Origin of the sequence: Marinomonas ushuaiensis DSM 15871, assembly GCF_000521805.1 — a bacterium.
Lineage (GTDB): Bacteria > Pseudomonadota > Gammaproteobacteria > Pseudomonadales > Marinomonadaceae > Marinomonas > Marinomonas ushuaiensis.
Genome location: NZ_JAMB01000011.1, coordinates 1 through 23197, shown reverse-complemented (window position 1 = coordinate 23197; position 23197 = coordinate 1). Strand labels below are relative to the sequence as shown.

The 23197-nt window shown below is 40.7% G+C and carries 24 protein-coding genes and 1 pseudogene; 11 read left to right on the top strand and 14 right to left on the bottom strand.

What is annotated here, in order from left to right; genetic code table 11:
- Window positions 1–99 precede the first annotated feature (99 nt).
- The 3 genes from MUS1_RS11985 to MUS1_RS11975 all read right to left on the bottom strand — a co-directional run bounded on the left by MUS1_RS11985 (window position 100) and on the right by MUS1_RS11975 (window position 3828).
- On the bottom strand, window positions 100–1083 hold the full coding sequence (locus MUS1_RS11985) for a universal stress protein (protein ID WP_036162932.1): 984 nt from the start codon (window positions 1081–1083) through the stop codon (window positions 100–102).
- 26 nt (window positions 1084–1109) lie between these two features.
- On the bottom strand, window positions 1110–2792 hold the full coding sequence (locus tag MUS1_RS11980) for a cation:proton antiporter (RefSeq protein ID WP_036162931.1): 1683 nt from the start codon (window positions 2790–2792) through the stop codon (window positions 1110–1112).
- A 307-nt stretch (window positions 2793–3099) separates the two neighbouring features.
- The gene (locus tag MUS1_RS11975; protein ID WP_036162929.1) at window positions 3100–3828 is read right to left on the bottom strand and encodes an SDR family oxidoreductase; all 729 of its coding nucleotides are present in this window, start codon (window positions 3826–3828) and stop codon (window positions 3100–3102) included.
- Between the two features lie 186 nt (window positions 3829–4014).
- On the opposite strand from MUS1_RS11975, the gene MUS1_RS11970 reads away from it, so the two are divergent.
- Window positions 4015–4458, top strand: a complete 444-nt coding sequence (locus MUS1_RS11970) for a DoxX family protein (RefSeq protein WP_036162923.1) — start codon at window positions 4015–4017, stop codon at window positions 4456–4458.
- A gap of 80 nt (window positions 4459–4538) precedes the next feature.
- Here MUS1_RS11970 and efp read toward each other — a convergent pair whose 3' ends face one another.
- A complete protein-coding gene (gene efp, locus MUS1_RS11965) occupies window positions 4539–5114 on the bottom strand; it encodes an elongation factor P (protein ID WP_036162921.1) in 576 nt (191 codons plus the stop codon).
- Between the two features lie 132 nt (window positions 5115–5246).
- Here efp and epmB point away from each other — a divergent pair, with 132 nt between their 5' ends.
- Window positions 5247–6284 (top strand): EF-P beta-lysylation protein EpmB, encoded by a 1038-nt coding sequence (gene epmB, locus MUS1_RS11960; protein ID WP_051436242.1) that lies wholly within the window; start codon window positions 5247–5249, stop codon window positions 6282–6284.
- A gap of 41 nt (window positions 6285–6325) precedes the next feature.
- On the opposite strand, the gene MUS1_RS11955 is transcribed toward epmB, so the two are convergent.
- The 6 genes from MUS1_RS11955 to zigA form a co-directional block, all read right to left on the bottom strand.
- Window positions 6326–7609 carry a ribonuclease J gene (locus tag MUS1_RS11955; protein WP_245595807.1) on the bottom strand — a complete coding sequence of 428 codons (1284 nt, stop codon included), beginning with the start codon at window positions 7607–7609 and terminating at the stop codon, window positions 6326–6328.
- Window positions 7610–7857: 248 nt separating this feature from the next.
- On the bottom strand, window positions 7858–8448 hold the full coding sequence (locus tag MUS1_RS11950; protein WP_036162917.1) for an outer membrane beta-barrel protein: 591 nt from the start codon (window positions 8446–8448) through the stop codon (window positions 7858–7860).
- 181 nt (window positions 8449–8629) lie between these two features.
- Window positions 8630–10396 (bottom strand): sensor domain-containing diguanylate cyclase, encoded by a 1767-nt coding sequence (locus MUS1_RS11945; RefSeq protein ID WP_245595806.1) that lies wholly within the window; start codon window positions 10394–10396, stop codon window positions 8630–8632.
- A 66-nt stretch (window positions 10397–10462) separates the two neighbouring features.
- On the bottom strand, window positions 10463–10828 hold the full coding sequence (locus tag MUS1_RS11940) for a DUF1304 domain-containing protein (protein ID WP_036162912.1): 366 nt from the start codon (window positions 10826–10828) through the stop codon (window positions 10463–10465).
- 62 nt (window positions 10829–10890) lie between these two features.
- A complete protein-coding gene (locus MUS1_RS11935) occupies window positions 10891–11580 on the bottom strand; it encodes a DUF1826 domain-containing protein (protein ID WP_036162911.1) in 690 nt (229 codons plus the stop codon).
- Window positions 11577–12785 carry a zinc metallochaperone GTPase ZigA gene (gene zigA / locus MUS1_RS11930; protein ID WP_036162910.1) on the bottom strand — a complete coding sequence of 403 codons (1209 nt, stop codon included), beginning with the start codon at window positions 12783–12785 and terminating at the stop codon, window positions 11577–11579. Before zigA ends, MUS1_RS11935 begins: the two co-directional genes overlap by 4 nt.
- Window positions 12786–12965: 180 nt before the next feature.
- Here zigA and MUS1_RS11925 point away from each other — a divergent pair, with 180 nt between their 5' ends.
- From MUS1_RS11925 to MUS1_RS11915, 3 genes are all read left to right on the top strand, one after another.
- A complete protein-coding gene (locus tag MUS1_RS11925; protein ID WP_036162909.1) occupies window positions 12966–13889 on the top strand; it encodes a hypothetical protein in 924 nt (307 codons plus the stop codon).
- Window positions 13890–13954: 65 nt separating this feature from the next.
- On the top strand, window positions 13955–14431 hold the full coding sequence (locus MUS1_RS11920; protein ID WP_036162907.1) for a LabA-like NYN domain-containing protein: 477 nt from the start codon (window positions 13955–13957) through the stop codon (window positions 14429–14431).
- A gap of 62 nt (window positions 14432–14493) precedes the next feature.
- Window positions 14494–15525, top strand: coding sequence for a GGDEF domain-containing protein (locus MUS1_RS11915; RefSeq protein ID WP_084035615.1), 1032 nt, complete (start codon window positions 14494–14496; stop codon window positions 15523–15525).
- 51 nt (window positions 15526–15576) lie between these two features.
- Here MUS1_RS11915 and MUS1_RS11910 read toward each other — a convergent pair whose 3' ends face one another.
- Window positions 15577–15795, bottom strand: coding sequence for a VF530 family protein (locus tag MUS1_RS11910; protein WP_036162905.1), 219 nt, complete (start codon window positions 15793–15795; stop codon window positions 15577–15579).
- 206 nt (window positions 15796–16001) lie between these two features.
- Between MUS1_RS11910 and MUS1_RS11905 the strand changes: the two genes are divergently transcribed.
- Entirely contained in the window at window positions 16002–16289 is a 288-nt protein-coding gene (locus MUS1_RS11905; RefSeq protein WP_036162902.1) for an HlyU family transcriptional regulator, read from the top strand.
- Window positions 16290–16323: 34 nt separating this feature from the next.
- Window positions 16324–17328, top strand: a complete 1005-nt coding sequence (locus MUS1_RS11900) for an alpha/beta hydrolase (protein ID WP_036162898.1) — start codon at window positions 16324–16326, stop codon at window positions 17326–17328.
- 27 nt (window positions 17329–17355) lie between these two features.
- On the opposite strand, the gene MUS1_RS11895 is transcribed toward MUS1_RS11900, so the two are convergent.
- Both MUS1_RS11895 and MUS1_RS11890 read right to left on the bottom strand, forming a co-directional pair.
- Window positions 17356–18189: an SDR family NAD(P)-dependent oxidoreductase gene (locus MUS1_RS11895; protein ID WP_036162895.1), complete on the bottom strand. Its 834-nt coding sequence runs from the start codon at window positions 18187–18189 to the stop codon at window positions 17356–17358.
- A gap of 175 nt (window positions 18190–18364) precedes the next feature.
- Window positions 18365–19210: a LysR family transcriptional regulator gene (locus MUS1_RS11890; RefSeq protein WP_036162892.1), complete on the bottom strand. Its 846-nt coding sequence runs from the start codon at window positions 19208–19210 to the stop codon at window positions 18365–18367.
- A gap of 149 nt (window positions 19211–19359) precedes the next feature.
- Between MUS1_RS11890 and rimK the strand changes: the two genes are divergently transcribed.
- The 3 genes and pseudogenes from rimK to MUS1_RS16400 form a co-directional block, all read left to right on the top strand.
- Window positions 19360–20250, top strand: coding sequence for a 30S ribosomal protein S6--L-glutamate ligase (gene rimK, locus MUS1_RS11885; protein ID WP_036162891.1), 891 nt, complete (start codon window positions 19360–19362; stop codon window positions 20248–20250).
- A 38-nt stretch (window positions 20251–20288) separates the two neighbouring features.
- Window positions 20289–21308: a succinylglutamate desuccinylase/aspartoacylase family protein gene (locus MUS1_RS11880; RefSeq protein WP_036162889.1), complete on the top strand. Its 1020-nt coding sequence runs from the start codon at window positions 20289–20291 to the stop codon at window positions 21306–21308.
- Between the two features lie 174 nt (window positions 21309–21482).
- A pseudogene (locus MUS1_RS16400) lies at window positions 21483–21554 on the top strand (type II toxin-antitoxin system RelE/ParE family toxin); the annotation flags it as partial.
- Window positions 21555–21711: 157 nt separating this feature from the next.
- On the opposite strand, the gene MUS1_RS11875 reads toward MUS1_RS16400, so the two are convergent.
- A complete protein-coding gene (locus MUS1_RS11875; protein WP_036162885.1) occupies window positions 21712–22137 on the bottom strand; it encodes a PACE efflux transporter in 426 nt (141 codons plus the stop codon).
- A gap of 137 nt (window positions 22138–22274) precedes the next feature.
- On the opposite strand from MUS1_RS11875, the gene MUS1_RS11870 reads away from it, so the two are divergent.
- Window positions 22275–23189 carry a LysR family transcriptional regulator gene (locus MUS1_RS11870; protein ID WP_036162878.1) on the top strand — a complete coding sequence of 305 codons (915 nt, stop codon included), beginning with the start codon at window positions 22275–22277 and terminating at the stop codon, window positions 23187–23189.
- Window positions 23190–23197: the final 8 nt, after the last annotated feature.

The following is a 23197-nucleotide window of genomic DNA, read 5'->3' as shown; positions in this document are numbered from 1 at the left end:
GCTTCTGTGTCTCGTCCTGAAAAAAGGGGAAATAACCTAATGGTTATTTCCCCTTTTAACATTAATATTCGAAAGGTTTTAAACCAATAACGCCGTCTATTATTTTATCGTAGAAACTGAAATCGGAGATAAAAAACCATCTGGTTTAACAGCCAATACAGAACATTTAATTTGAGAGAGAATCGTTTCTGCTGTGTTCCCAATGATCACACCAGCGACGCCCGATCGGCCAACAGTTCCCATCACCAACAAATCCGCCTCTAAATCACTGGCTAATTTTGGCAGTTCTCTATCTGGCGCTCCCTGTAAAATATGAATTTTTGGCGATAAAAACTGAAACGTTTCATCCCCTAGCTTTTGTTTTAGGGCTTCCATCATTATGTTCATCTGCTGACGACATTTTTTGTATTCATGCTCAAACAGGTCTTTTTCAACCTTGTCCGGTTGATCCACCCATAAACCAATAAAGCCAGCATGAGGAACATCGTAAGCATTAACCACATGGAGAGTCGCCATTTCAGACAAGGCGAGTAGACTAGACAGTTCCAGAATGGTTTGATTTAACTCATAATTACTTTCTCGACTATCAGATTCAAATTCATAACTAAAATCAATCGCTGCAATAATATGTTTGTCTTTGTTTTCTGATTTTTTATTCTTCTTCATTAACCAAACAGGACAAGGGCACTTCCTTAATAAGTGCATATCATCACTGCCAAAAATGCGATCAAGCCAATCAACCCCTTCAGTCTCTTTTATAACTAAATCGTATTTCTTCTCTTGAACAGCTCGAATCACTTCAACGTATTTTTTACCAAACCTTACTTCCACAGTGGCATTAAGCATTTTATCTAAAGAAGAAACAGTCTCATTTAAAATATCTTTCTCATGAGCCAGCACTTTAGCCTTAAAATCGTCATCGGTTAAATTCAAAAAACCAGCCGCCTTAACATCTGGGTGTATCTTCAACAGAGTTAAATTGGCTTGATTCGTTTTCGCCAGATTAATGGCTTGAACGAAAGAGAGTGAAAGTGTATTACTCTCTCCATCAAGTACATAGACGATGTTATTAAATTCTTGCATGACAAAACTCCCTTTATAGGTTGAGATCAAATCACTTGATGATCAAGCCCTTCAAGTAACAGCTCAGTCGCCCGATCTGCTGCATCTTGAAATGGCTCTAGAATAAGATCAACACCAAGAAGATTTAACTCTTCCGCTTCTAATTTACTATGTGATACAACGGCCAATTGCCCGTTAAAATCCGTTATCTTTATGAGCTGTACTATTGTTCTACTGGTGTCTTCAAAAGATACACCAGTATGATGATGTGGAATCGTAGAAACAATCCACTTCGCCTGACGCAAAGGCAATTCAGCGATAAATTCAGCATCTGTTACATCACCATAAGCAGTATGAAGGCCTAATTGCCCCCAATGCTTTGTCGCTGACGGATTGAAATCCACTCCCATGACCCTAATTCCCTGTTCATTTAGTCTAGTCGCAATGGCGGTGCCTAATCGACCTAATCCAAATATAATAACTTCAGGGTGATTATTACCCACTTCCTCAGAACCTTGTTCGCGAGTCGGATTTTTGCGCTCAAAAATCCCAAGTACTGGCTCAAAAAAACCATACAGCTGATGGGAGTAAGTAATCATATAAGTAGATGCAGCAATAGTGATAATGCCAACCAATGTTGCTAAGCCTAAAATATCTTGCGAGACATGCCCTAAGCTAATTCCCATCGCAATAAAAATGAGAGAGAACTCACTTATTTGGGCTACCGTTAACCCAGCTAAAAACCCCGTTCTTTTTCGATATCCCATGCGCCCCATAATAATAAGCACAATTAAAGGGTTACCAATCAAGACAAACAACGAAAAGATAATGGCGCCAGATATATGTGAGCCTAATAATGACAAATCTAATGTTGCGCCCAGAGCGATAAAGAAAAACAAGAGTAAGAAATCACGTAACGGAGCCAATCTGGCCGCGATACTTTCACGATAAGGTGTAGAAGCCAGAGCAACGCCCGCTAACAACCCACCCACTTCCATTCCAAGGCCTACCATGTTGCCTATAGCAGCAAACAGAGCGGCTTGTGCAATGGCATAAATAACCAATAATTCAGGCACTCTTGCTAATAAACCAGTCAACGGATTGGCGATATAGCGAATAAATACCATAACGAACAACACCAAACCTACGCCTGAAGCAGCAACATGCCACACTGATGAATCACTCGAGTCGCCATGTCCTGAACCAATGCCAATAGTCGCTAGTACAATCATTGCCATCACAACAACAAGATCCTGAACGATTAGAAAACCCAGTGCAATTTGTCCATGTAACGAATCAATTTCTCGTTTATCAGATAAGAGTTTTACAATAATAATAGTGGACGAAAACGTAAGAGCAACGGCGAGATAAAGACTTGAAATCGTATCTAGACCTATCATGAGTCCAATCAAATATCCGACAATAGACGTAAAAGCCACCTGCCCAAGACCGGTTAAAACCGACACCCAGCCAATGGATTTAATGAGTTTTATATCCAGCTTTATGCCGACAAGGAAAAGTAAAATAGCAATCCCCAGTTCAGAAAGTAGTTTGATTTGATCTTTGGAATGGACGATATCGAGAGCCGATGGCCCGGAGATTAAGCCAACGACAATAAAACTCACGATAAGAGGCTGTCGGAGCAATAACCCCACAAGACCAACAAGCGCAGCCAATACTAATAATGCTGCCACTTCGTTAAAAGATGACTGAGCGATTAATTCAAACAATTTTGATTCCTCATTTTAATAATCCTTCACTCTAAATAGAGAAAAAATAAAAAGCCGAAGCTCTAAAAGAACACCAGCGCACTCTTAAAAAAATTTCACTTAAAAAATTATGCCTTAATACAAAATGACTGTTTCAGCGCCCCAAAATAACATTTCAGATAAACTGTCGACTGGAAAGAATGGGGCAAGTTCCCTAATTATCTACTAGACAAACTATCTATTGATTTAAGTCATAAAATGACTAAAACCGAGAAATAACCATTCAACTTTTTCTTTCATTTCCAAACCCAAAAACATCTTAAAACATCTACAAATCAAACTGTGAAGGCATGATAACGATATCTCTAATCGTCACATGACGTGGGCGTGTGACCATAAATAACAAAGCCTCAGCGACCTCACTGGCGTCCATCAAGCTACCTGAACGTTTTGCCTCATCCAGCTTTTCGACTGGCCAATCTGACAATAAAGACGTAATCACAGGGCCAGGGGAAACAGAACCAACACGAATACCTTGCTTACAAACTTGGCGACGAACAGTTTGAACAAAACAATTTATCGCCCATTTTGACGATGCATAAACAGGTTCCCAAGGCGTTGGATAATGTCCTGCTAATGAACTTGTGACAAGAATATCGCCAACACCACGCTCGATCATATGAGGAAGAACATCACGCACGTTTTTCATCACCACATTAATGTTCAAATTCAGCATACGATCGATAGCATCATTTTCTGCATCCACCAAATCACCGCCTACATACAGGCCTGCATTCGAGTGAAATATATCAATTACTTTGGTTTTTTCTAAAATTCGGGGAATCAAGGCCGCACAGCTTTCCGTATCAAGTAAGTCCGTAGGTAAGGTGATTACAGCATCGCCATACGTTTCTTGTAATGCCGCTAATGCTGTTTCGTCTCGATCAACAATAACCACCAAGGCGCCTTCCGCCATCATGGACTCAGCGCTAGCAAGACCAATACCCGACGCACCACCAGTAACAACCGCAACTTTCCCCATTAATGACTGAGTCATACTTCACCTTGTTTATTGTTTTTTAATTGATTAATAATGAGCAAGCTAATCACAAGCGAGACGCTTCGTCTATGTTCAATTATTTTGAACTAAAACCTCAAAAACCTCCGTTATTTAACTCGCAATTTATTGGCTATAGTGACTTCAAATTAAATCACTCTCTCAGTTTAAGTAAGGAAAACCAAAATGAAATCTTCTTTAATTCAAACAATTACAAACACGACGTCAGGCATAGCAAGCACAATATTACGTATTCCAGTTGGCATTATTTTAATGGCTCATGGTGCGCAAAAATTGTTTGGTTCTTTTGGCGGTTATGGTTTAGAAGGCACAGGGCAATGGATGGCATCAATTGGCTTAGAACCTGGCTATTTGATGGCGCTTCTAGCTGGTAGCGCAGAATTCTTCGGTGGACTGGCATTAGTCATAGGCTTATTGGTTCGCCCTGCGTCTGTTGTGATTGCTTTCACCATGCTAATGGCCATCTTCACTGTGCATATTTCAAAAGGATTATTTATGTCTAACGGTGGTTACGAATACGCATTGGTCTTGTTCGTTATTGCAGTGTCATTGGCGTTCAGTGGCGCTGGTTCCTATTCTGTGGACAAGATGATCACAGCTAAAAAATAGGACGGGGACACAAAAAAGCCTTCGACTGTTTCCAATCGAAGGCTTTTTATTGTTCGTTCATTGGTAATGAAAGTAAGTTATTACTTACCTGTTGCACGAGAAACGTATTCACCACTACGCGTATCAACACGCAGTATTTCACCAATATTGATGAACAATGGAACACGAACCATAGCACCAGTCACCAAGTAAGCAGGTTTAGAGCCGCCGTTTGCTGTATCGCCTTTAACACCTGGATCAGTGTCTTTTACTTCAAGTTCAATGAAGTTAGGTGGCGTTACTGCCAATGGTGCGCCGTTGTATAAGGTTACAACGTATTTTTCCTGTTCTTTCAGCCAGTTTTTCGTATCAGCAATCGCATTTTCATCTGCTGCGTGCTGTTCGAAAGAACCATCAACAGCCATGAAGTGCCAGAATTCACCGTCGGTGTACAAGTACTCCATATCGGTTTCCATCACGTCCGCGCCTTCTAAGGATTCACCTGACTTAAAGGTACGTTCCCATACGCGACCACTTTTTAGGTTACGTAATTTAAGACGATTAAACGCTTGGCCTTTGCCCGGTCTTACGTGTTCGTTTTCTAAAACAGAACATGGGTCGCCATCGACCATTACTTTAGCGCCACTACGCATATCGCTGGTAGAAATATTAGCCATACATCCTCACACAGTATATTTTTAGAGAAAAGACTCCGACTGGCGTATCATGTCAGTCTTAAGATCATTTATAGGATCTTTAAAAGCCATCGGCCTAATTGGCCAAAATAAGTTGGCGCAATCATAACCTAAATGAACTCAATTTTGCAGATATTTGACGTGATACCTATTCAAACAACGAACAATTTAAGCTGGTCGCAACACCTTTCACAGGCGTTAACCTCCTTACCAGAACTGATTCAACATCTTGGTTTACCTGAATACTTAGCGGAACAAGGTCTAGAAGCGCAGCAAGGTTTCAAGCTTTTGGTGCCTCGTCCTTATCTATCACGTATTGAATACGGCAACCCAAACGACCCTCTATTATTACAGGTTTTACCCAGTGCGGCCGAAATGCAAAAAGTATTAGGCTACAGTAAAGATCCATTAGAAGAAGCCGATCACAACCCACAAAAAGCCATTGTTCATAAATACAAACGCCGCCTGCTCGTCATCACCACTGGCACTTGTGCAGTAAATTGCCGTTACTGTTTCCGACGTCATTTTCCTTATGGCGACAATCAACTGGCACAAGCGGAATGGCAATCTGTCATTGGCTATTTAAAAGTGCATCCTGATGTAAATGAAGTCATCTTGAGCGGTGGCGATCCTTTGATGATGAAAGACGCCCTGCTCGCCGATAAAGTTCGTCAGATCGAAGCCTTACCGCAAATAAAACGCCTACGTATTCATTCTCGATTACCTGTCGTCATTCCTGCTCGAATTTGCGATGACATGCTCGATTGGATAAACAAAAGTCGCCTCGACATTATTATGGTGTGGCATATAAACCACGCCAACGAAGTCGATGAATACGTTGCTCAAGCCGCGCTTAAACTGAAACAAGCTGGCGTCACAGTATTGAACCAAGGCGTGTTACTAAAAGGCGTAAACGATTCCGTAGAAGCGCAAGTCAATTTGAGTGAAGCCGTGTTTAGCGCAGGAATTTTACCTTATTACATGTTCACACTAGATCCAGTAGAAGGCGCAGCGCATTTTGATATAAGCATCGAAGATGCTCAGAGATTAATGGGGAAAGTCGCCGCGGAATTACCGGGTTATTTGGTGCCAAAACTGGCGAAAGAAATTCCTGGGCAAACATCCAAAACGGTATTTGCACCGATTTGTTAAGCTATACATTTTTAAATGTTATAAACAGTAAAAAATAACGACTAACGCGATAAGGCGATTCGACCAACTTTGACTTGCTTACGCTTAATACCAATGTTTGGCGCCAGCTGATAAAGATCGCCATTGCGGCCAATCAGTTGCCTAGGGATATGACTGTACTTAGCGACGTCTGCATTGGCATCTAAATGTTTAGGTTCACCATGAACTGGCACAGCGATTTGCGGTTGTACTAGAGTATAAAGTTGTTTCAGTTCGTCTCGACAAGGGTGTCCACTCACATGAATAGGCAAGTCGGTGTCTTGTTGCTGTAAGGTGCGGATTTTCTGACCTTTGAATTGTTCAACCAAACGCATAATGGCGTCTTCGTTTCCCGGAATCATCATCGCGGAAAAGATCACCAGATCATCGGCTTCTAGCGTTAAATCAAAACAGTTTCCTGCAGCAAGACGATTCAATGTGGCGCGAGGCTCTCCTTGGCTTCCGGTTACCACAGCCAATACCTCTTCACGAGGTAAATAACCAAGATGCGCGGCATCGATCAAGGGTAAATCGTTAGGCCAATGACCTGTTGCCTTTGCAGCACCCACCATATTAGTCAGTGATCGGCCAATCAAAGCCAAATAACGTCCTGTTTCTTGCGCTACTCGACCTAATGCCACCAGCCGAGCCACGTTACTGCTAAAACAACCGACAACAACACGATTTTTCTCGGCAGAAATAGTTTTTAATAAGGCTTCATAACAGTCGCTTTCTGATATGGAATGACCATCTTGTAAGGCATTTGTCGAATCACACACCATAGCCAGAATATTTTCTTTCGCAAGTGCTTTGAAACGTTCTGGCGAAAAACCATCGCCAATGATCGGCTTCTTATCTATCTTCCAATCGCCCGTATGAAAAATTCGCCCAGCGGGTGTGTCTATTGTCATGCCAAAAGGTTCTGGCACCGAATGCGTTAGCGCCAGCCAAGTGACATTAAACACACCTATCTTCTGAGTGTCGTTATCCTTAACGACAATCACGGGCACTTCGTCACTCAAACCAACCTGTATCAATTTACGACGTAGCACTTCTGCCGTAAACGCCGTGGTATAAACGGGGCATTTAAAACGTCGCCATAAAAAAGGCAAGGCGCCCACATGGTCTTCATGTGCATGAGTAATGACGATACCAGCGAGGCGTTCTTTCTGTTCAGAGATGAAATGAGGATCGGCGCAAACCACTTCCGCAGAATGAATATCGTCAGGCTTTAGAGGCTCATTAAAGGACACTCCGCAATCGACCATAAGCCATTGTCCATCATGACCATATAGATTCATGTTCATGCCAATCTCGCCTGTGCCACCTAACGGTAAAAACCATAAATCGTCTTGTGATGGGATCAGAGATGAAATAACAAACTCCTTGTGGATTGGAAATAGAAAGAATCTACATCTTAGACTTTTAGATTAGAAATGTATTGTGGTTGTAAACAGAAGAGCAGAAGTAATAGAAAATAAAACAATAAATATAAACAACACGACCAAAGGGGAAGATCGTGTTGTTTATCCAGCATTACCTGAACTAAATAAAATTAGTAGAAGTAATATGCGCCTAAAGAGAAGCTAGATGTATCATCTGATTTATCATAATCAGCACCAATAGAAAACTCACTATTTACATTATAGAGAGCACCTATAGTCACACCTGTACGTCCACTTTCGTATTCTGTGTGGTAGATAGCAGCCATCAGCTCGACCTCATCAGAAATCATGCTACGAGCGCCTAGCTTCACATTGAAACCCGTATCACTATCTTTTTGCGTAACATACCCTGTCGCTGATTGTGTAATACTTGCTCTTAAGAAAGATACGCTACTAAATAAGTCAGTTGTAGTATTTATTCCTTCACGATATCCAACACCAACAGAGAGAATACTCTGGTCTACATCTACATTAACAGAAGATGAATAGTCGTAATCACCTGATAATGTAGAGAAACCAACAGCAATAAATACATTGTCATTTATTAATTTATTACCCGAAAAGTTTAGACCCGTGTAATCAATATCATCAGATTCTCCTGAGCCATAAGAACCCGATAAAAAATTCCAACGTGGGGCTTCAGCCGCATAAACAGTACTGACAGATAACAATAGTGCAGACGTTAAGATTACTTTTTTCATTTGACAGCTCCGTGTCTTAATAAACATTTAGTAGAATTTGCTAGTTAGACTTCCAGCGAACTAATTCTACATCAAAAGTAAAAATACTGTAAAAATAGATATTATCTCTTATTAAATCATCCCAGAATAAATACACTCAATAACGCCAAGATGTCAGGAACGCCTTGCATGAGAGTAATGGTCAGCTAACAATTTTGTTCCGACCGCCATTTTTAGCTTCGTACAATTTCTCATCCGCTTTATTTATCAAATCTTCAATCTGCATGCTGTCACTACTTTCATGATGCGCAACCCCAAAACTCATTGTGATACGCTCTTTTCCAGCCAACTCTGTATTTTTTAACTCTTGGCGAATCCCATTGAGCCTTTCTAAAACATGATCTAACGACATATTGGAAAACACTAGAATAAACTCTTCACCGCCATATCGAGCAACAATATCAACCCCAGCTCGGCTATACATCTTCAAGCTCTCAGCCACTTTAATAAGAGCTTGGTCTCCTTCACTGTGTCCATATTTATCATTGAATACTTTAAAGTGATCGATGTCGCACAAGACCAGTGTCACACTATTTTTTTGCTCGTTTTCTACTCCCACGACTCGATTAAAACCTTGTTTAAGGCCGCGGCGATTATAGATATTCGTTAACTCATCTTTAATTGAAGATTCCAACAGGGTTTCATTCTCTCCTTGAAGTAAAATCGTTCTTTCTGCTACTTTGGCTTCGAGGTTGTGCATCACATCACTGAGATCATCTGCCATTTCTTTTAGGCCTTGATTCAGAGCGTTTATTTCTTTAACGCTGCTGATTGATTCAGGCAAAGCTTGGATGCTTTCAAGGCGTTTATTGCTCGTTGCCGCACTCAATAATTGAATCGGTTTGCCAATATACCACGCAATTAAAGCGCCCAATAAACTGATAAAAATAAACAATCCGAGGGTAATTAAAACAGAGCTGCGGTTATAGTCACTCAGGAGATTCTCGTGATAAGCCTCTGGAATCAGAACACCCAACAACCAAGTTTCACCGTATTCAAAATTAACAGGGTGTACATAGTACAAATATTCGTTCCCATTGTAAGAAAGGCTATAAGAGCCATCCTCTAAATGGTCACCTGCCAAGCGGAAAAAGTCATTTTGATGCTCATGTAAATTGGCTCTTTTGGATTCTCCATCTTGGGTAAAAAACAATTCCGTGTCACTCGATGTTGCGATCAGATCACCGCTTCCCTCAGCAAGAAAAAGATAGCCACCATCGACAATTTCTAATGATTTCAGATATTCATCTAATGCATTCAAGGCGACACTGGTTGCTGTAATTGCCAATAATTCGTCATTATCGTCATAAATAGCCGCAGACAAAGTCGCTCCCAATGCGTCGTAGCCGTAATATCGTTCTATTTCCCCCCAAACTGGCACTTTGGAACCGACAGCACTTTGATAAAAAGGTCGCAGTCTTGGATCGTATGTGAACTCAGCGTCTTGTTGTCTTTTGTTTCCAATACCTACCATAGGGTCGTATTCAAACCCTTCCATTGTGAGTGGCTTGTGAACAAAATTCGTTGCGATATGGTGACTACGATTCTCAACAGGAGGCTGAACAGAAGTAAGATAACGACCATCGGATGTGGCGATCGAAATAAAGGTCATTTGTCGATAAGGCATTCCTTGCTCGTGAAAACGTATCGCCGCTTTCGACAAATCATTCAGTTCATTTGGGCGCGCTAAAAAAGACTGCTGATTGACTTCAACAATACGCAATAAAGGAGACATAAAGCTACGAACACGTTCTTGAACTCGGCTTTCCACTTCATGAATATATTGCAACCCGACTTTATCGGCGATGTTAGACATCGTTGTCGTCGCCACAAAATACATGGTAATACCAGTGATTAAAGCCAGCGCAAAAAATGGCACTATGATTAATCGACGTAATGAAACAGACATCACGGCCACTCCTTAGAAAAATAGTTAGCGCATAAAATGTAACAATAAACCTTACTTTCTATCAAATTATCCCAGAGTCAACACACTCAAAAGCGCTAAAACTGCTGGCAAACCTTGAATAAAGATAATGGTTTTCTTAACGGTAAAGGTGCCAAATAGTGCGGCAATGATGACACAAGAAAGGAAGAATATTTGCAATTGTTGAGAAAAGATATAATCAGTATGTAACAAGCTAAATAACAGTCCAGCCGCTAGAAAACCATTATAAAGACCTTGATTCGCCGCTAAACTCTTTGTTTTTTCAGCCAACTCTGGCGCAATGCCGAAGGTTTTCAGCGTTCTTGGTTTTGTCCACATGAACATTTCTAAAATCAGGATATATAAATGTTCGAACGCCACTAATCCAACCAGGATTATCGTTAAACAATGCATTTTCTAATCCATTCAAAATATAAAAAATACATTGTATAACAGGTAATTGTGCTTTCTAAGTATTATTCAAAATCAATAAAATCTAAGGTGAGTAATAATCGATTCATATCCACAGGAACCGGTGGAGAACGATGAACAAGTCCACCTCCTTCATTCCCTTCCCAACGTTCGCCTTTTATCAAGGCAACATCGCCACAGTTTAAGCTATGAACATCTCCCCAATTCTTCAGAAGTCCAGATTCTTCATCTTTTTTACCTAGACTTCCCCTGCCTAATTTTGATCGATCAACTAGGTGGTTCGGTATCCATTCTGTGGCTATGCCCTGATACGTGGACACTAAGCGACATGGGATTTTATCCACATGAAATTTTGGGCACATGGCATTGTCCATGATTGTCAGTCTTAACCCTGCGCGTTTCAGATCAAATAAACAGCAAAACATATCGACCAATTGAGCAATATCATCGCTGAATACCTTGCTTATTTTGGTTTCACCAAACGCTTTAACCAATACTTCATGGGTATTTTCAGCGGTGACTGCCAAGGTAGTTTGATTCATCGTATTCGTTTTGATAAAACGGTCTACAGATGATAATAATTCCGCAGATAGGCTTCTCTTCCAGATCGCAATATTAGTCTCATCTTGGTAAATATCTGCCAAAACATCTGGATAAGTATCTTCTCTTGAACTGAGAGGCAAGACACAAGAAGAATAACTTGGAGTCTGATTAAGTTTATTCTCTGTCTTCATGCGCCCTCTCTCCACTCATCAAAAGGATCGCTCAAGGTTTTCCAGAAATCTTTACCTTTGAACAACTCTTCATCAGATAATAAGCAATCATCCAATGTTTGTGTCATGGCTCCTTGGTCTAACTTCTGACCAATAAACACAAGCTCTTGGCGCATGTCGCCAAAAGGCTCAACCCATTGCTCTTTAATAGAAGCCAAGTATTCCTCGTCTGTTGGCCAACGATCTTTTGGCACTGACTTCCAAAACATACCTGCAAATCCATAACTCGCCATGCCACCCGCCTGGCTCCATTGGCCTGCAAACTCAGGACGGGTCGCTAACCAAAAATAGCCCTTGGATCGAATTAATTTACCGTAACGCTCTGTGTTGTGAAGGAATTGATGAAACTTTTCAGGATGAAATGGACGTCGAGCAAGGTAACTAAAACTGCTAATACCATATTCTTCAGTTTCAGGAACGTGTTCGCCACGCATTTCTTTAAGCCAACCTGGCGCTTGTTGCGCACGTTCAAAATCAAACAGCTTAGTATCCAATACAGCATCGATATCCACTTGCCCATTTGAAATAGGAATAATTTCAGCGTGAGTATTAAGCGTCTTTAATATTGCCGTAAGTCGTTCTAATTCTGTTTTTTCAACAAGGTCAGTTTTACTGATTAAGATCACATCACAAAACTCAACTTGCTCAACCAGTAAATCTGCGACGTTACGTTCGTCTTCTTCGCCCAATGACTCTTCTGTGTCTTGTAAGAATTTAGCAGAGTCATAATCTTTAAGGAAATTCATCCCATCTACGACCGTCACCATGGTATCCAATGTCGCTACATCGGATAAAGACACACCATTTTCATCGGCAAAAGTGAAGGTTTCAGCAACCGGTAATGGCTCTGAAATACCTGTTGATTCAATCACTAAATAATCAAATCGTCCTTCATTTGCTAGCTTTCCGACTTCGAGCAAAAGATCTTCACGCAAAGTACAACAAATACAGCCATTGCTCATTTCGACCAATTTTTCATCACTGCGATTTAATGAGACGTCGTTTTTAACGATGGCGGAATCAACGTTAATTTCGCTCATATCATTAACGATAACCGCCACCCTTTTCCCTTGGCGATTATTTAAAATATGACTGAGTACGGTTGTTTTTCCCGCACCAAGAAACCCTGAAAGCACCGTCACAGGTAAACGTTTTGCCTGAATCATAGAAAAGAACCTTATGTTTATTGTCGGAATGTTGACTCGAAGAAATGTTATAACATATCATTATGATTTCCAATGATCATTTCAATTGCATTGAATGTTAATGGCGCTTAACCTGACCACGATATTTTAATCAGAGCCTATGCTTCATTTTCATCTCTATTCAATTTATGGATTAATCCCTTGAGTACTATCGCAAAAAAGTTGAAAGACAACGCCGCGAGTATTGTCGTTGGCTCTATATTAATTTTATGTTTTGCTGTTTTCGGCATCTATGCCATTCAGCATTTTGGAACTAAGTACGCTGAAAAAAAAATCAACGCGCAATTAGCTCAATCGGGTCTGGTGGATTTAATACATTATGAAAGCGTCAACTTCGACCCTTTTACCCTTACTCCTTCCATTGACAATGTTAGTGTAGGTATTGAAAGTGCACCTTGGTTACGATTCGCTCGAATTACCTTTAATAGCTTCTCTCTAAACTATCCAGACCTGGATATAGATTTTTGGATTAAACAAAGTTCAGCGTCTGATTTGTCTCGCGATACAGGAAGATTAATGCGCGCGGCAGGAATTGAAACCTTAATTGGAAAAGGCTCATTTACCTCGGCGATTGATGGCGAAGCAATTTCGTCTCACTTTAAACTAAACGTTAAAGACATAGGTATTATCAGCGTCTCTAGCGAAGTGAATTTACTCGATCATAATATTGTCATGTCAGAGTTCCGTACCGACTTACTCGCTTCATTAGCGTTAGGGCAGCCAGAAGCTATTTTTATTATTTATGGTGAGACACTTGAGTTACGATCTTTAAATATTAACTACACGGATACAGGTTTAATAACCCCTCAGCTTCCTCAATCAGCAGACGCTAAAAACACCTTACGTAGTATGTTAAAGTCCCGCAGCGAATCGTTAGGACTAACAACGAAAAACTCTCTTGAAGCGAATCAGATAACGGATTCAATCATTGGTTTTTTACAAGAACCAAACCAAATAAACCTTTCTTTATTACCACCATCTCCCATTAACTTAAAAGCGTTAGCCTTGTTATTTGGTGACAAGAATTTATATAAAGGAAGCAATATGAGAATATCTCATCAATAACAGATACAGTAGCTAGACTCGAATAACAGGCACTTACCTTTGCTAACCAACTCTTTAGGATAAAAATGACAGACGTAACAATTTTGGTCGATGTTCAAAATGTTTATTACACAGCCCGACACACGTTTGGAAAATCCTTCGATTACAACGCCTTTTGGAAACAAGCCACTGAAGGTAGAAATGTCGTTAGAGCGATTGCTTATGCCATAGACAGAGGCGACGAAAAACAACGACAGTTCCAAAATATCCTTAGAGCAATTGGCTTTGAAGTAAAATTAAAACCCTTTATCCAACGCTCTGATGGTTCTGCAAAAGGTGATTGGGATGTTGGTATTGCCATTGATGGTATTGAATATGGCAAAGACAGTGACGTACTTGTTCTCGTTTCTGGCGATGGTGACTTTGCTTTACTCGCTAATACACTAAGAGAAAAATACCAAACTAAAGTTGAAGTCTATGGTGTTGAGGCCTTAACCGCCCAAGCATTGATTCAATCTGCCGATAATTTTTTCCCTATTGATAACAAATTGTTACTTATATAAGCCTTCTCGAATACAAATAATAACAATATACTATTGCCACTTTGTAATAGCGTAGAAATTTAATGCACAGCATTCAAACGGATATACAATTAGTTAAAACAAAAGCGGCACTGCATAAATACCTTAGCCTTACTACAGGTCTAATTGCACTTGCGTTTAGCGTAGTTAATATCTATCTCCAACAGTATGACATTGCCTGCCTAGATACCGTTCTGGGAACGCTAAACCTTTACTTTTTCTGGTCAGCAAAGCGAACAGGTCTCGTTAAACCTTGGCATATTAACTGTTTGTTACTTTCCATTACTGCTATTGCTTTCTACACCTTTAGCATTGTGGATTTAAGAGCTGGAACCAGTTATTGGCTCCTCATTTTGCCTCCTATCTATTGTATTTTTTCAGGGCCCAAAAAAGGCCTAGCTTATTCAGTACTCGTTCTTATCCCAATATTTTATTTATTTATTACAAAGTCAGATACTGAGAACTTGTTTCTTTACCGCTCTCTTTTGAATTTTTCAGGCGCCTATTTTTTAACTTATACCATTTGCTACCTATATGAAGTGCAATACATAAAAAACAGCAACGTACTTCACCACATGGCTTACAAAGACTCTCTTACAAACGCTAGAAACCGCCATGCTCTCGAAATATTCTTCAGGGAATCTAACAACCCAGGCAATAGCGAAGCACAACAGCCTCAGCTTTTGATCTTGGATATCGACTACTTTAAAAAAATTAACGACAAATTTGGCCATGAAATTGGCGACATTATCCTAACCGAGCTATCACAGCTGATACAAAAACATACCAGCAAGGAAAATGTTTATCGTATAGGTGGGGAAGAATTTCTAATTACCTTAAAAAATACAACGCCAATAGAAGCCTGCGACATGGCAGAAATACTGCGTGAAGCTATTGAAGGTCATGTTTTTGAAGTGGAAAGTAACGCCATAAAAATAACTGTCAGCATTGGTGTTTCTGAATTAAAACAAGGAATGAGTTTCAACGTATTTCTGCGCAATGCAGATAAAAACCTTTATCACGCAAAGAACCAAGGCCGAAACATCGTACATCACGATGAACTCCTTGCCTCCTAAAACGCAAAAATAACGCCTGTGCAAGACAGTTCGTTCTAAAAAACCGCTAACCTAAAAGAACGTTTCTACAAACAACGCTTCAACCTTATCTCGTGCCCAAGGCGTTTTTCGCAAAAACTTCAAACTAGACTTAATAGATGGATCACTTTTAAAGCAATTAATATTGATACGGATAGCCAATTCTTCCCAGCCATAATGCTCGACTAAATCTGTCACGATCTGCTCTAACTTAGCACCATGCAGTGGGTTATTAATTTGCGTTTCATTCATTTCTACGGATTCCTACTCTTCAATTCGTTTTCACTATTTCACGCAGTATACAGTAAGATGAAACAAACTTATCTTTTCTTCAATCGCTCGATAACCCTTATTAAGAGCTCTATTTCAAAGAAAAATCATACGATGGCATTTGACTAATGACACAGTTCACAGAAGAATAGTCTAAGAAATAGTGTCAACCACAGGAGAGCAAGTAAATGAGTATTTTATCCAGCATTAAAGGGTTATTTTCTGGCGGCGAAAGCGCACCAGAAAAAGCAGAAGAATCTATCGAATATAAAGGTTTTATGATTACACCAGCGCCAATGAAAGACGGCGGTCAGTTTCGAGTCGCGGCAACCATTACAAAAGGAGAAGCTGAAGAACAAAAAGTTCATAGCTTTATTCGTTCTGACTTAATAGCTAGTCGTGATGAATGCATCGAAATAACAGTACGCAAAGCCAAACTCACCATAGATCAGCTTGGCGATAATATCTTTCGATAACCCAACACACTAAAAAAATAAGAAGAAGGTCATCATGAGCGAACCAATAGGACAACACTGGAAACAAGTTAACGAACGTGAAGATCTATTGGGTGCTGATTTTGTCGCTCGCACCTTTTCTTTCCCTGGACCAAAAACCCAAGTCCACACTACACTTATCAATCACGTTGGCCGGCCAAGAACCACGAAAGCCATTTTATACGTTCATGGCTATACCGATTACTTTTTCCAAACGGGTTTAGCGGAACATTTCATTAAACTTGGCTATCGTTTTTACGCTGTCGACCTACAAGGTTATGGCCGATCTATTCGTCCATCAACACCACCAAACTGGTGTGACTCTATTGATCAATACGGTCAGGATCTGGATATTGCCCTAGCCACAATGAGACAAGATGGCGTTAAAAAAATCGTCATGTTGGCTCATTCAACTGGCGGTTTAGTGATATCTAATTATCTTGCTCAACCTTACGCGCTGTCTGAACGCGAAAGCCATTATAACAAAGCCTTTCCGGAAGTCGTCGGTGTGATGCTAAACAGCCCTTTCCTTGCTTTGCCATTTCCTCCTGCGCTACTAAACCGCATTCATTGGCCAATTCGGGCTATCGTATCGATCTTTCCGTTTATGGTTTTACGAGCAAGAAAAATCATCATTTACGCAAAAACATTGCATACAGTGTTCGGTGGAGAATGGGATTATCGTCTGGACTGGAAACCAGCAAAAGGGTTTGGTCTTTCCTTCCATTGGCTAAGAGAAATCATTCTTGCTCAGCGCACTTTGGCCAACCAAAAAATCGACATCCCGACATTATTATGTCGTTCTGAAATCAGCACTATTGGGAAAAAAACCGTAGAAGAAACACAAAAAGGTGACGGTGTGCTAAACGTAGACAGCATGGATGCAGCAGCGGAAAAAACCTTCACTAATCTAGAAAAAGCCATTATTCCAGAAGGCTTTCACGACCTATATTTGTCCAAACAACCAGCCCGTGAACTGTATTTATCTGCGATGACAAATTGGTTAAAAGCGCTAAAGTAATTAGCGCTTATTCTACAATATTTAAAGCTAAGCACTTTGTCGACGCATCACCCAATCCAGTAAAAACGTGGGTAAGATTCTTCTCATCAAACCGGCACCATAGGTTGGCATTGTTACGTAATATCGCGCTTTTGGGTGAGGCGATTCTAAGGCATGAATCAGCTTTTTCACAACGGCACTGGCTGGCAAAGTTTGCGATGACGTCACGCCTTCTTTACTTAGTCTCGCCACAGCGTCTTCATAGCCTTTTTTATGACGGCTGTTTTCCATATCAATGTTGGCTTTTAGAGCAACCAAAGCATTGGCTCGAAAACGACTTTCTATTGGGCCAGGTTCAATTAAGCTCACTTTGATCTGTGTATCATGTAACTCTAATCGCATGGTGTCTGTTAAGCCTTCCAACGCAAATTTACTGGCATTGTAAGCACCCCGAAACGGCGCAGCAACCAAACCTAATACCGAGCTGTTATTCACAATGCGGCCATAACCTTGCGCCAGCATGACCTGCAACACTTTGGTTGTCAGTTCATGAGTACCGAAAAAATTACTCTCAAACTGCTCACGTAATACATCAACAGGTAAATCTTCCACAGCGCCCGGCTGTCCATAAGCGCCATTATTGAACAACGCAAACAACTTACCTTGAGTAATGGCTAACGTGTCTTCTAAACCTTTGCCGATAGAAGCAGAATCTGACAAATCCAGCTGCACAACATGTTTGATGCCTTGGGCTTTTAAAGCCTCTACGTCTTCTTCTTTACGACAACTAGCCACGACTAAAAATTGGCGCTCTTGCAGTATCTTAGCCGCTTCTAGTCCAATGCCTGTTGAACATCCTGTGATAAGAATTGCGTACTGCATAATGACCTCATTAAAAATAAGTGGCTTAAGTGTCTAAATCTATTAAAAGCAAAACATAAAATACGACCAAAGCCAAACCAAGTTATCTTTCGTTCACTTTAGATCTAACAGAAAACTTAATCATCGCCAGTAATGACGGCTGCAATAGCGCTATAGCTCCTTATTACCAAAAAACTTAGTGAGATGAATAAGGGAACAGCTGAATCGCTTGTTCAATAATGTCGACTTTCTGGCTTTTCGCCAAATAGATGGCAAAGATTTCTCGGGAATAAACTGGGGCATCTTCAATTATAAACAGCTGATTTTTCTGTACATACTCAAACGTCATCTGCCTTGGTAAGTGAGCACTGCCGCCCGCCTCTAATATGTAGTTGAGTGCAATTCGAGGCTGGCTCATACGGTGCTTTGCCGGTGGCGAATCTTGAAACGCCCGCATATGCTGTATGTTTACCGATTCACCATAATCCACCATGACATAGTCTTCTAACTGACCCACACCATGATAGTCTGGGTCAGTCGTCACCAAATGCAAAGGAACGGTAGCGACTTTTTCAGTGACAAAATCTTCGATAAAAGGCGGTTCAAACACAAACGCGATGTCGATCACTCGACTAATCACTTTTTTGTTCAGTTCAGTCGTTGCATAAGTACTGGTAAATAAGCTTACATCTTCTAAATTCCGATGAATTTTTTGCAACCAGTCTTGTAGCACAATATCCCAAATGGACATCATTGAACCAATGGTTAATTGGTGGGTGTCGTTTTCGGCAATGCCCACATCATGCTTGGCTTTTTGCCACATAAAAACCAGCTCATTGGCGTGCTTTATAAAGCGATTCCCTTCTGGTGTCAGCTTCAAATGTTTATGGCTACGATCAAACAATAGGACCCCTAAATCGTCTTCTAACAACTTTATTCGGGCGCTTACCGCCGATTGAGTAATAAATAGGTTTTCCGCTGCGATTCTGAAATTTAATGTCCGGCTAACTTCCAAACACGTTTTTAGCAATTCAATTTTCATAACACAACTCTCATAACACACTCACCAATCAATTATTTTGATCAAACACACCATAATATATCGTTTTGTTGTTTGGATGATCGACTATACACTGCGCCTCGTCAATCAGACAGCCTTATTTAAGAGGCGAAACTACGCAGGAAAACACTATGAAAATTGCCATTTTATCAAGAGGTCCAAACCTTTATTCAACAAGACGCTTGAAAGAAGCTGGCGAAGCAAAGGGGCATCAAGTTGATATTATCGACACCCTACATTGCTACATGGACATTACCAGTAGTCGCCCAACTGTACGTTATCACGGTGAGGAATTACCCCGCTATGATGCCATTATTCCACGCATCGGCTCGTCTATTACGTTTTACGGAACAGCGGTTGCTCGTCAATTCGAAATGATGGGAACCTTTAACGTCAACGACTCACTGGCTATCAGTCGTTCACGTGACAAACTACGCTCTTTGCAATTGTTATCTCGTAAAGGCATTGGCATGCCAAGAACAGGCTTTGCCAGCAAACCAGATAACATCAAAGACTTGATTAAGAACGTTGGTGGCGCACCGGTTGTGATTAAATTGCTTGAAGGGACTCAAGGAATCGGCGTGGTACTTGCCGATACAACCAAAGCAGCAGAAGCCATCATCGAAGCTTTCATGGGATTAAAAGCCAACATTCTTGTACAAGAATTCATTAAAGAAGCGGGTGGCGCAGACATTCGTTGCTTGGTTGTGGGTGGCAAAATTGTTGCCGCGATGAAACGCCAAGGGGCGGAAGGTGAATTTAGATCAAACCTACACCGTGGTGGCAGCGCTGAAATCGTTAAATTGACTCAAGAAGAACAAGACACAGCGATCAATGCCGCCAAAGCAATGGGCTTAAATTTCTGTGGCGTTGACTTACTTCGCTCTCAAAATGGCCCAATGGTAATGGAAGTAAACTCATCACCGGGATTAGAAGGCATTGAAACAGCAACAGGCAAAGACGTCGCGGGCATGGTTTTCGACTTTATTGAACAGAACGTAGACTTACCAAGAGATCAATAAGCGCCATAGATTATTGAGAAAGTAAGTAGGAGAAGATCATGGCTATATTATCAATAGGCGAATTTGACATAGCGCCTGGGGAAACGAAGAAAATCGAGCTGCCCGTTGCCAAACTTTATACCGGTGCGGATGTTTCTTTACCGGTTTACATTACTCGTGCGAAGAAAGACGGCCCGACTATTTTTATCAGCGCAGCGGTGCATGGGGATGAATTAAATGGCGTTGAAATTATTCGACGCCTGATCAACCAAAAGAACTTCAAACTGACCAAAGGCACCTTAATTGCCGTGCCTTTGGTGAATGTTTATGGTGTGGTGAATCAAAGCCGTTACATGCCAGATCGAAGAGACCTAAACCGTTGCTTTCCAGGTTCAGCAAAAGGCTCCTTGGCTGGCCGTGTGGCTTATACGTTTCTTAATCAAATCGTTAAGCACTGCGATTATGGTATTGATTTGCATACCGGCGCGATTCATCGATCTAACTTGCCGCAAATTCGAGCCGATTTATCGGATGTAGAAACAAAAGAACTGGCTCAAGCGTTTGGCGTCCCTGTGATATTAAACTCAAGCATCATTGATGGCTCATTACGCGAAGCCGCCGAAAAGCACCAAACCAAAGTTTTGCTTTATGAAGCAGGCGAAGCACTTCGCTTTGATGATTTCTCGATTTTGGCAGGCATTAAAGGCATCACCAATGTATTGCAGCATTTAGGCATGATGCGCAAATCGTCAACCCGTAAAAAAGCCATCACCCCTTTTGTTGCCAACGGCAGCCAATGGCTACGAGCAAACGCCAGCGGCATAGTGAACAACCATTTTAAATTGGGTGATCAAATCAAGAAAGGCGATACGCTTGCGGATATTGGAAGTCCATACGGTGACATTATTGATTCTGTTACCGCGAATCGAGCTGGGATATTAATTGGTCAGCAAAACATTCCGTTAGTACAAGAAGGCGAAGCCATGTTTCACATTGCCTATTTCACCGAAGACGATGAAGACATCGCGGAAGAAATAGAAAACGCACAAGATACCTTGTTACCAGAAACTGACGTCTAAATAAAACAAGCCCGTATCAAACGACACGGTTTTTTTTTCAATTGTCTACAAGGGAGACTTATCACCCACAATCCAAGTAGCTCATATTTAATTAATCTTACTATTTTCTGCTGATAGAAATTAGGAACACAGTAACAAAAACCAGAAGGCAGATCTTGATAAGGCAACCTTTCTTTCATGCGAGTCTATAAATTCAAAATGGCAAAACAACTGAATTTACTGGGCTACAGCCATAAAGATGCTTAATTTAATAATTCACATCACAATTATGACTATCAAATTAGGATGGGTGGCCATGTTATTGTTAGTCAATTACAAATTGATTAATGGAACACTAAATTAATATTAACAACTAATGACTCACTTTGACTGAGTAAAGTGAGCCATTAACAGGAATAGTAAATTAGCAAGTAACTGAACGGTTACGCGTAATAAATGCTCTTGTATGGTCATAAGTTAGATTGTAAAAGAATGCATAAATAGTAATAAATATAGTCACGCCAATATCCATCATTAATGCTTGCCATAAACTTACTGCTAAAAATAGTGCAATAACAGGTATTGTAATAATCAGTAAGCCGCCTTGAAATAAAATAGTATGCATAATTCGTAATGACATTGTTCGCTGTGTTTTATCTCCCGTTACAACGCGATCAAAACACCAGTTATAGATGAAATTCCAAGCCATAGCGATAGTTGCTATTATTATCATGATTCCTGATAGTGAAGCAGAGTCGTGATCTGTAAATACAATTAACACTAGGATAGCTAGGCTGACCGCTAATACTTCAAATAAAACAGCGTGGAAAATACGTTCAATCGGTTTCATTTTGTCTTTATCCCTCTATAAATTGATACCTCTACACATGTAGAAAGTGCGATTATAGAGTTCTAAATCGCAAAATAAAGTTAGTAGCTATCACAAGTCGTGATAGCCTGGATTTGTCAATTTAGAGGGGAGGTTTAATGTACAGCCTAGAGCAATTAAAAATATTTGTGACCGTGTGTGAAACAGGATCTTTTTCTGCAGCAGCTCGCCAATTAAAACGTGCACAGTCAGGCGTTAGTCAATCGATTGCTAATCTTGAAATCGCGATTGATAAAACGTTATTTAATCGGGATAAAAATACGCCAACTTTGACTGAACAAGGCATTGCTTTGTTACCTATTGCTAAGTCGATGTTGCACCAGCAACAAAATTTTGATCTAAAAGTGCAATCATTAGCACAAGGTGAAGAGCATGAATTAGTTATTGCTATTGATGAGAGCTTGGTAAACCAGGTCTTAATTAAGATCTTATCGTCTTTGGCTGCGCAGTTTCCAATTACGCATTTCGAACTGGTGGTAGCATCAACGTTTGATGTGGAAAAGATGGTGAGAGAAGGAGAGGCTCAAATTGGTGTTGTGTATGTCGATGGTGAGTTGAAGGTGGATATGGATTTCTTCACTTTAGGCCATGCACGCTTTCTCACTATTGCTTCTCCAACGCATTCTTTAGCTAATTTATCTATCGTAGAAGAAGCAGATCTGAAGTTACATCGGCAATGTGTTCACCGCAGCAATCAGAAAAAAGAGTTATGGTTTAGTTATAAAATTAGCCCAACAGCCTGGTATACGAATACACATAAGGCATTAATTGAATTAGTAAAACAAAATGTTGGTTGGGCTGTGGTACCAGAATTGCTCGCTACTCAATACATTGAGTCTGGAGAGGTTATTTCTTTACCTGTCGCCCATGAATATGATGGCTGGCTTACTGTCGTGGGATGCTTAGTTTCCCGAAGCCGACCATCTGGGCCAGTGTTACTAGCGGTCACTCAATTATTACAACAATATTCTCTCGCTGAAAAACAGTGGATCCAGAGTGAAGTGACCCCATAAAGTTGGAC

Excerpts from the sequence above, each read along its gene's own strand:
- MUS1_RS11985 (WP_036162932.1), bottom strand. The coding sequence starts at position 1,083 with ATGCAAGAATTTAATAACATCGTCTATGTACTTGATGGAGAGAGTAAT.
- MUS1_RS11975 (WP_036162929.1), bottom strand. The coding sequence starts at position 3,828 with ATGACTCAGTCATTAATGGGGAAAGTTGCGGTTGTTACTGGTGGTGCG.
- MUS1_RS11970 (WP_036162923.1), top strand. The coding sequence starts at position 4,015 with ATGAAATCTTCTTTAATTCAAACAATTACAAACACGACGTCAGGCATA.
- efp (WP_036162921.1), bottom strand. The coding sequence starts at position 5,114 with ATGGCTAATATTTCTACCAGCGATATGCGTAGTGGCGCTAAAGTAATG.
- epmB (WP_051436242.1), top strand. The coding sequence starts at position 5,247 with ATGAACTCAATTTTGCAGATATTTGACGTGATACCTATTCAAACAACG.
- MUS1_RS11955 (WP_245595807.1), bottom strand. The coding sequence starts at position 7,609 with ATGAACATGAATCTATATGGTCATGATGGACAATGGCTTATGGTCGAT.
- MUS1_RS11950 (WP_036162917.1), bottom strand. The coding sequence starts at position 8,448 with ATGAAAAAAGTAATCTTAACGTCTGCACTATTGTTATCTGTCAGTACT.
- MUS1_RS11945 (WP_245595806.1), bottom strand. The coding sequence starts at position 10,396 with ATGTCTGTTTCATTACGTCGATTAATCATAGTGCCATTTTTTGCGCTG.
- MUS1_RS11940 (WP_036162912.1), bottom strand. The coding sequence starts at position 10,828 with ATGCATTGTTTAACGATAATCCTGGTTGGATTAGTGGCGTTCGAACAT.
- MUS1_RS11935 (WP_036162911.1), bottom strand. The coding sequence starts at position 11,580 with ATGAAGACAGAGAATAAACTTAATCAGACTCCAAGTTATTCTTCTTGT.
- zigA (WP_036162910.1), bottom strand. The coding sequence starts at position 12,785 with ATGATTCAGGCAAAACGTTTACCTGTGACGGTGCTTTCAGGGTTTCTT.
- MUS1_RS11920 (WP_036162907.1), top strand. The coding sequence starts at position 13,955 with ATGACAGACGTAACAATTTTGGTCGATGTTCAAAATGTTTATTACACA.
- MUS1_RS11915 (WP_084035615.1), top strand. The coding sequence starts at position 14,494 with ATGCACAGCATTCAAACGGATATACAATTAGTTAAAACAAAAGCGGCA.
- MUS1_RS11910 (WP_036162905.1), bottom strand. The coding sequence starts at position 15,795 with ATGAATGAAACGCAAATTAATAACCCACTGCATGGTGCTAAGTTAGAG.
- MUS1_RS11905 (WP_036162902.1), top strand. The coding sequence starts at position 16,002 with ATGAGTATTTTATCCAGCATTAAAGGGTTATTTTCTGGCGGCGAAAGC.
- MUS1_RS11900 (WP_036162898.1), top strand. The coding sequence starts at position 16,324 with ATGAGCGAACCAATAGGACAACACTGGAAACAAGTTAACGAACGTGAA.
- MUS1_RS11895 (WP_036162895.1), bottom strand. The coding sequence starts at position 18,189 with ATGCAGTACGCAATTCTTATCACAGGATGTTCAACAGGCATTGGACTA.
- MUS1_RS11890 (WP_036162892.1), bottom strand. The coding sequence starts at position 19,210 with ATGAAAATTGAATTGCTAAAAACGTGTTTGGAAGTTAGCCGGACATTA.
- rimK (WP_036162891.1), top strand. The coding sequence starts at position 19,360 with ATGAAAATTGCCATTTTATCAAGAGGTCCAAACCTTTATTCAACAAGA.
- MUS1_RS11880 (WP_036162889.1), top strand. The coding sequence starts at position 20,289 with ATGGCTATATTATCAATAGGCGAATTTGACATAGCGCCTGGGGAAACG.
- MUS1_RS11875 (WP_036162885.1), bottom strand. The coding sequence starts at position 22,137 with ATGAAACCGATTGAACGTATTTTCCACGCTGTTTTATTTGAAGTATTA.
- MUS1_RS11870 (WP_036162878.1), top strand. The coding sequence starts at position 22,275 with ATGTACAGCCTAGAGCAATTAAAAATATTTGTGACCGTGTGTGAAACA.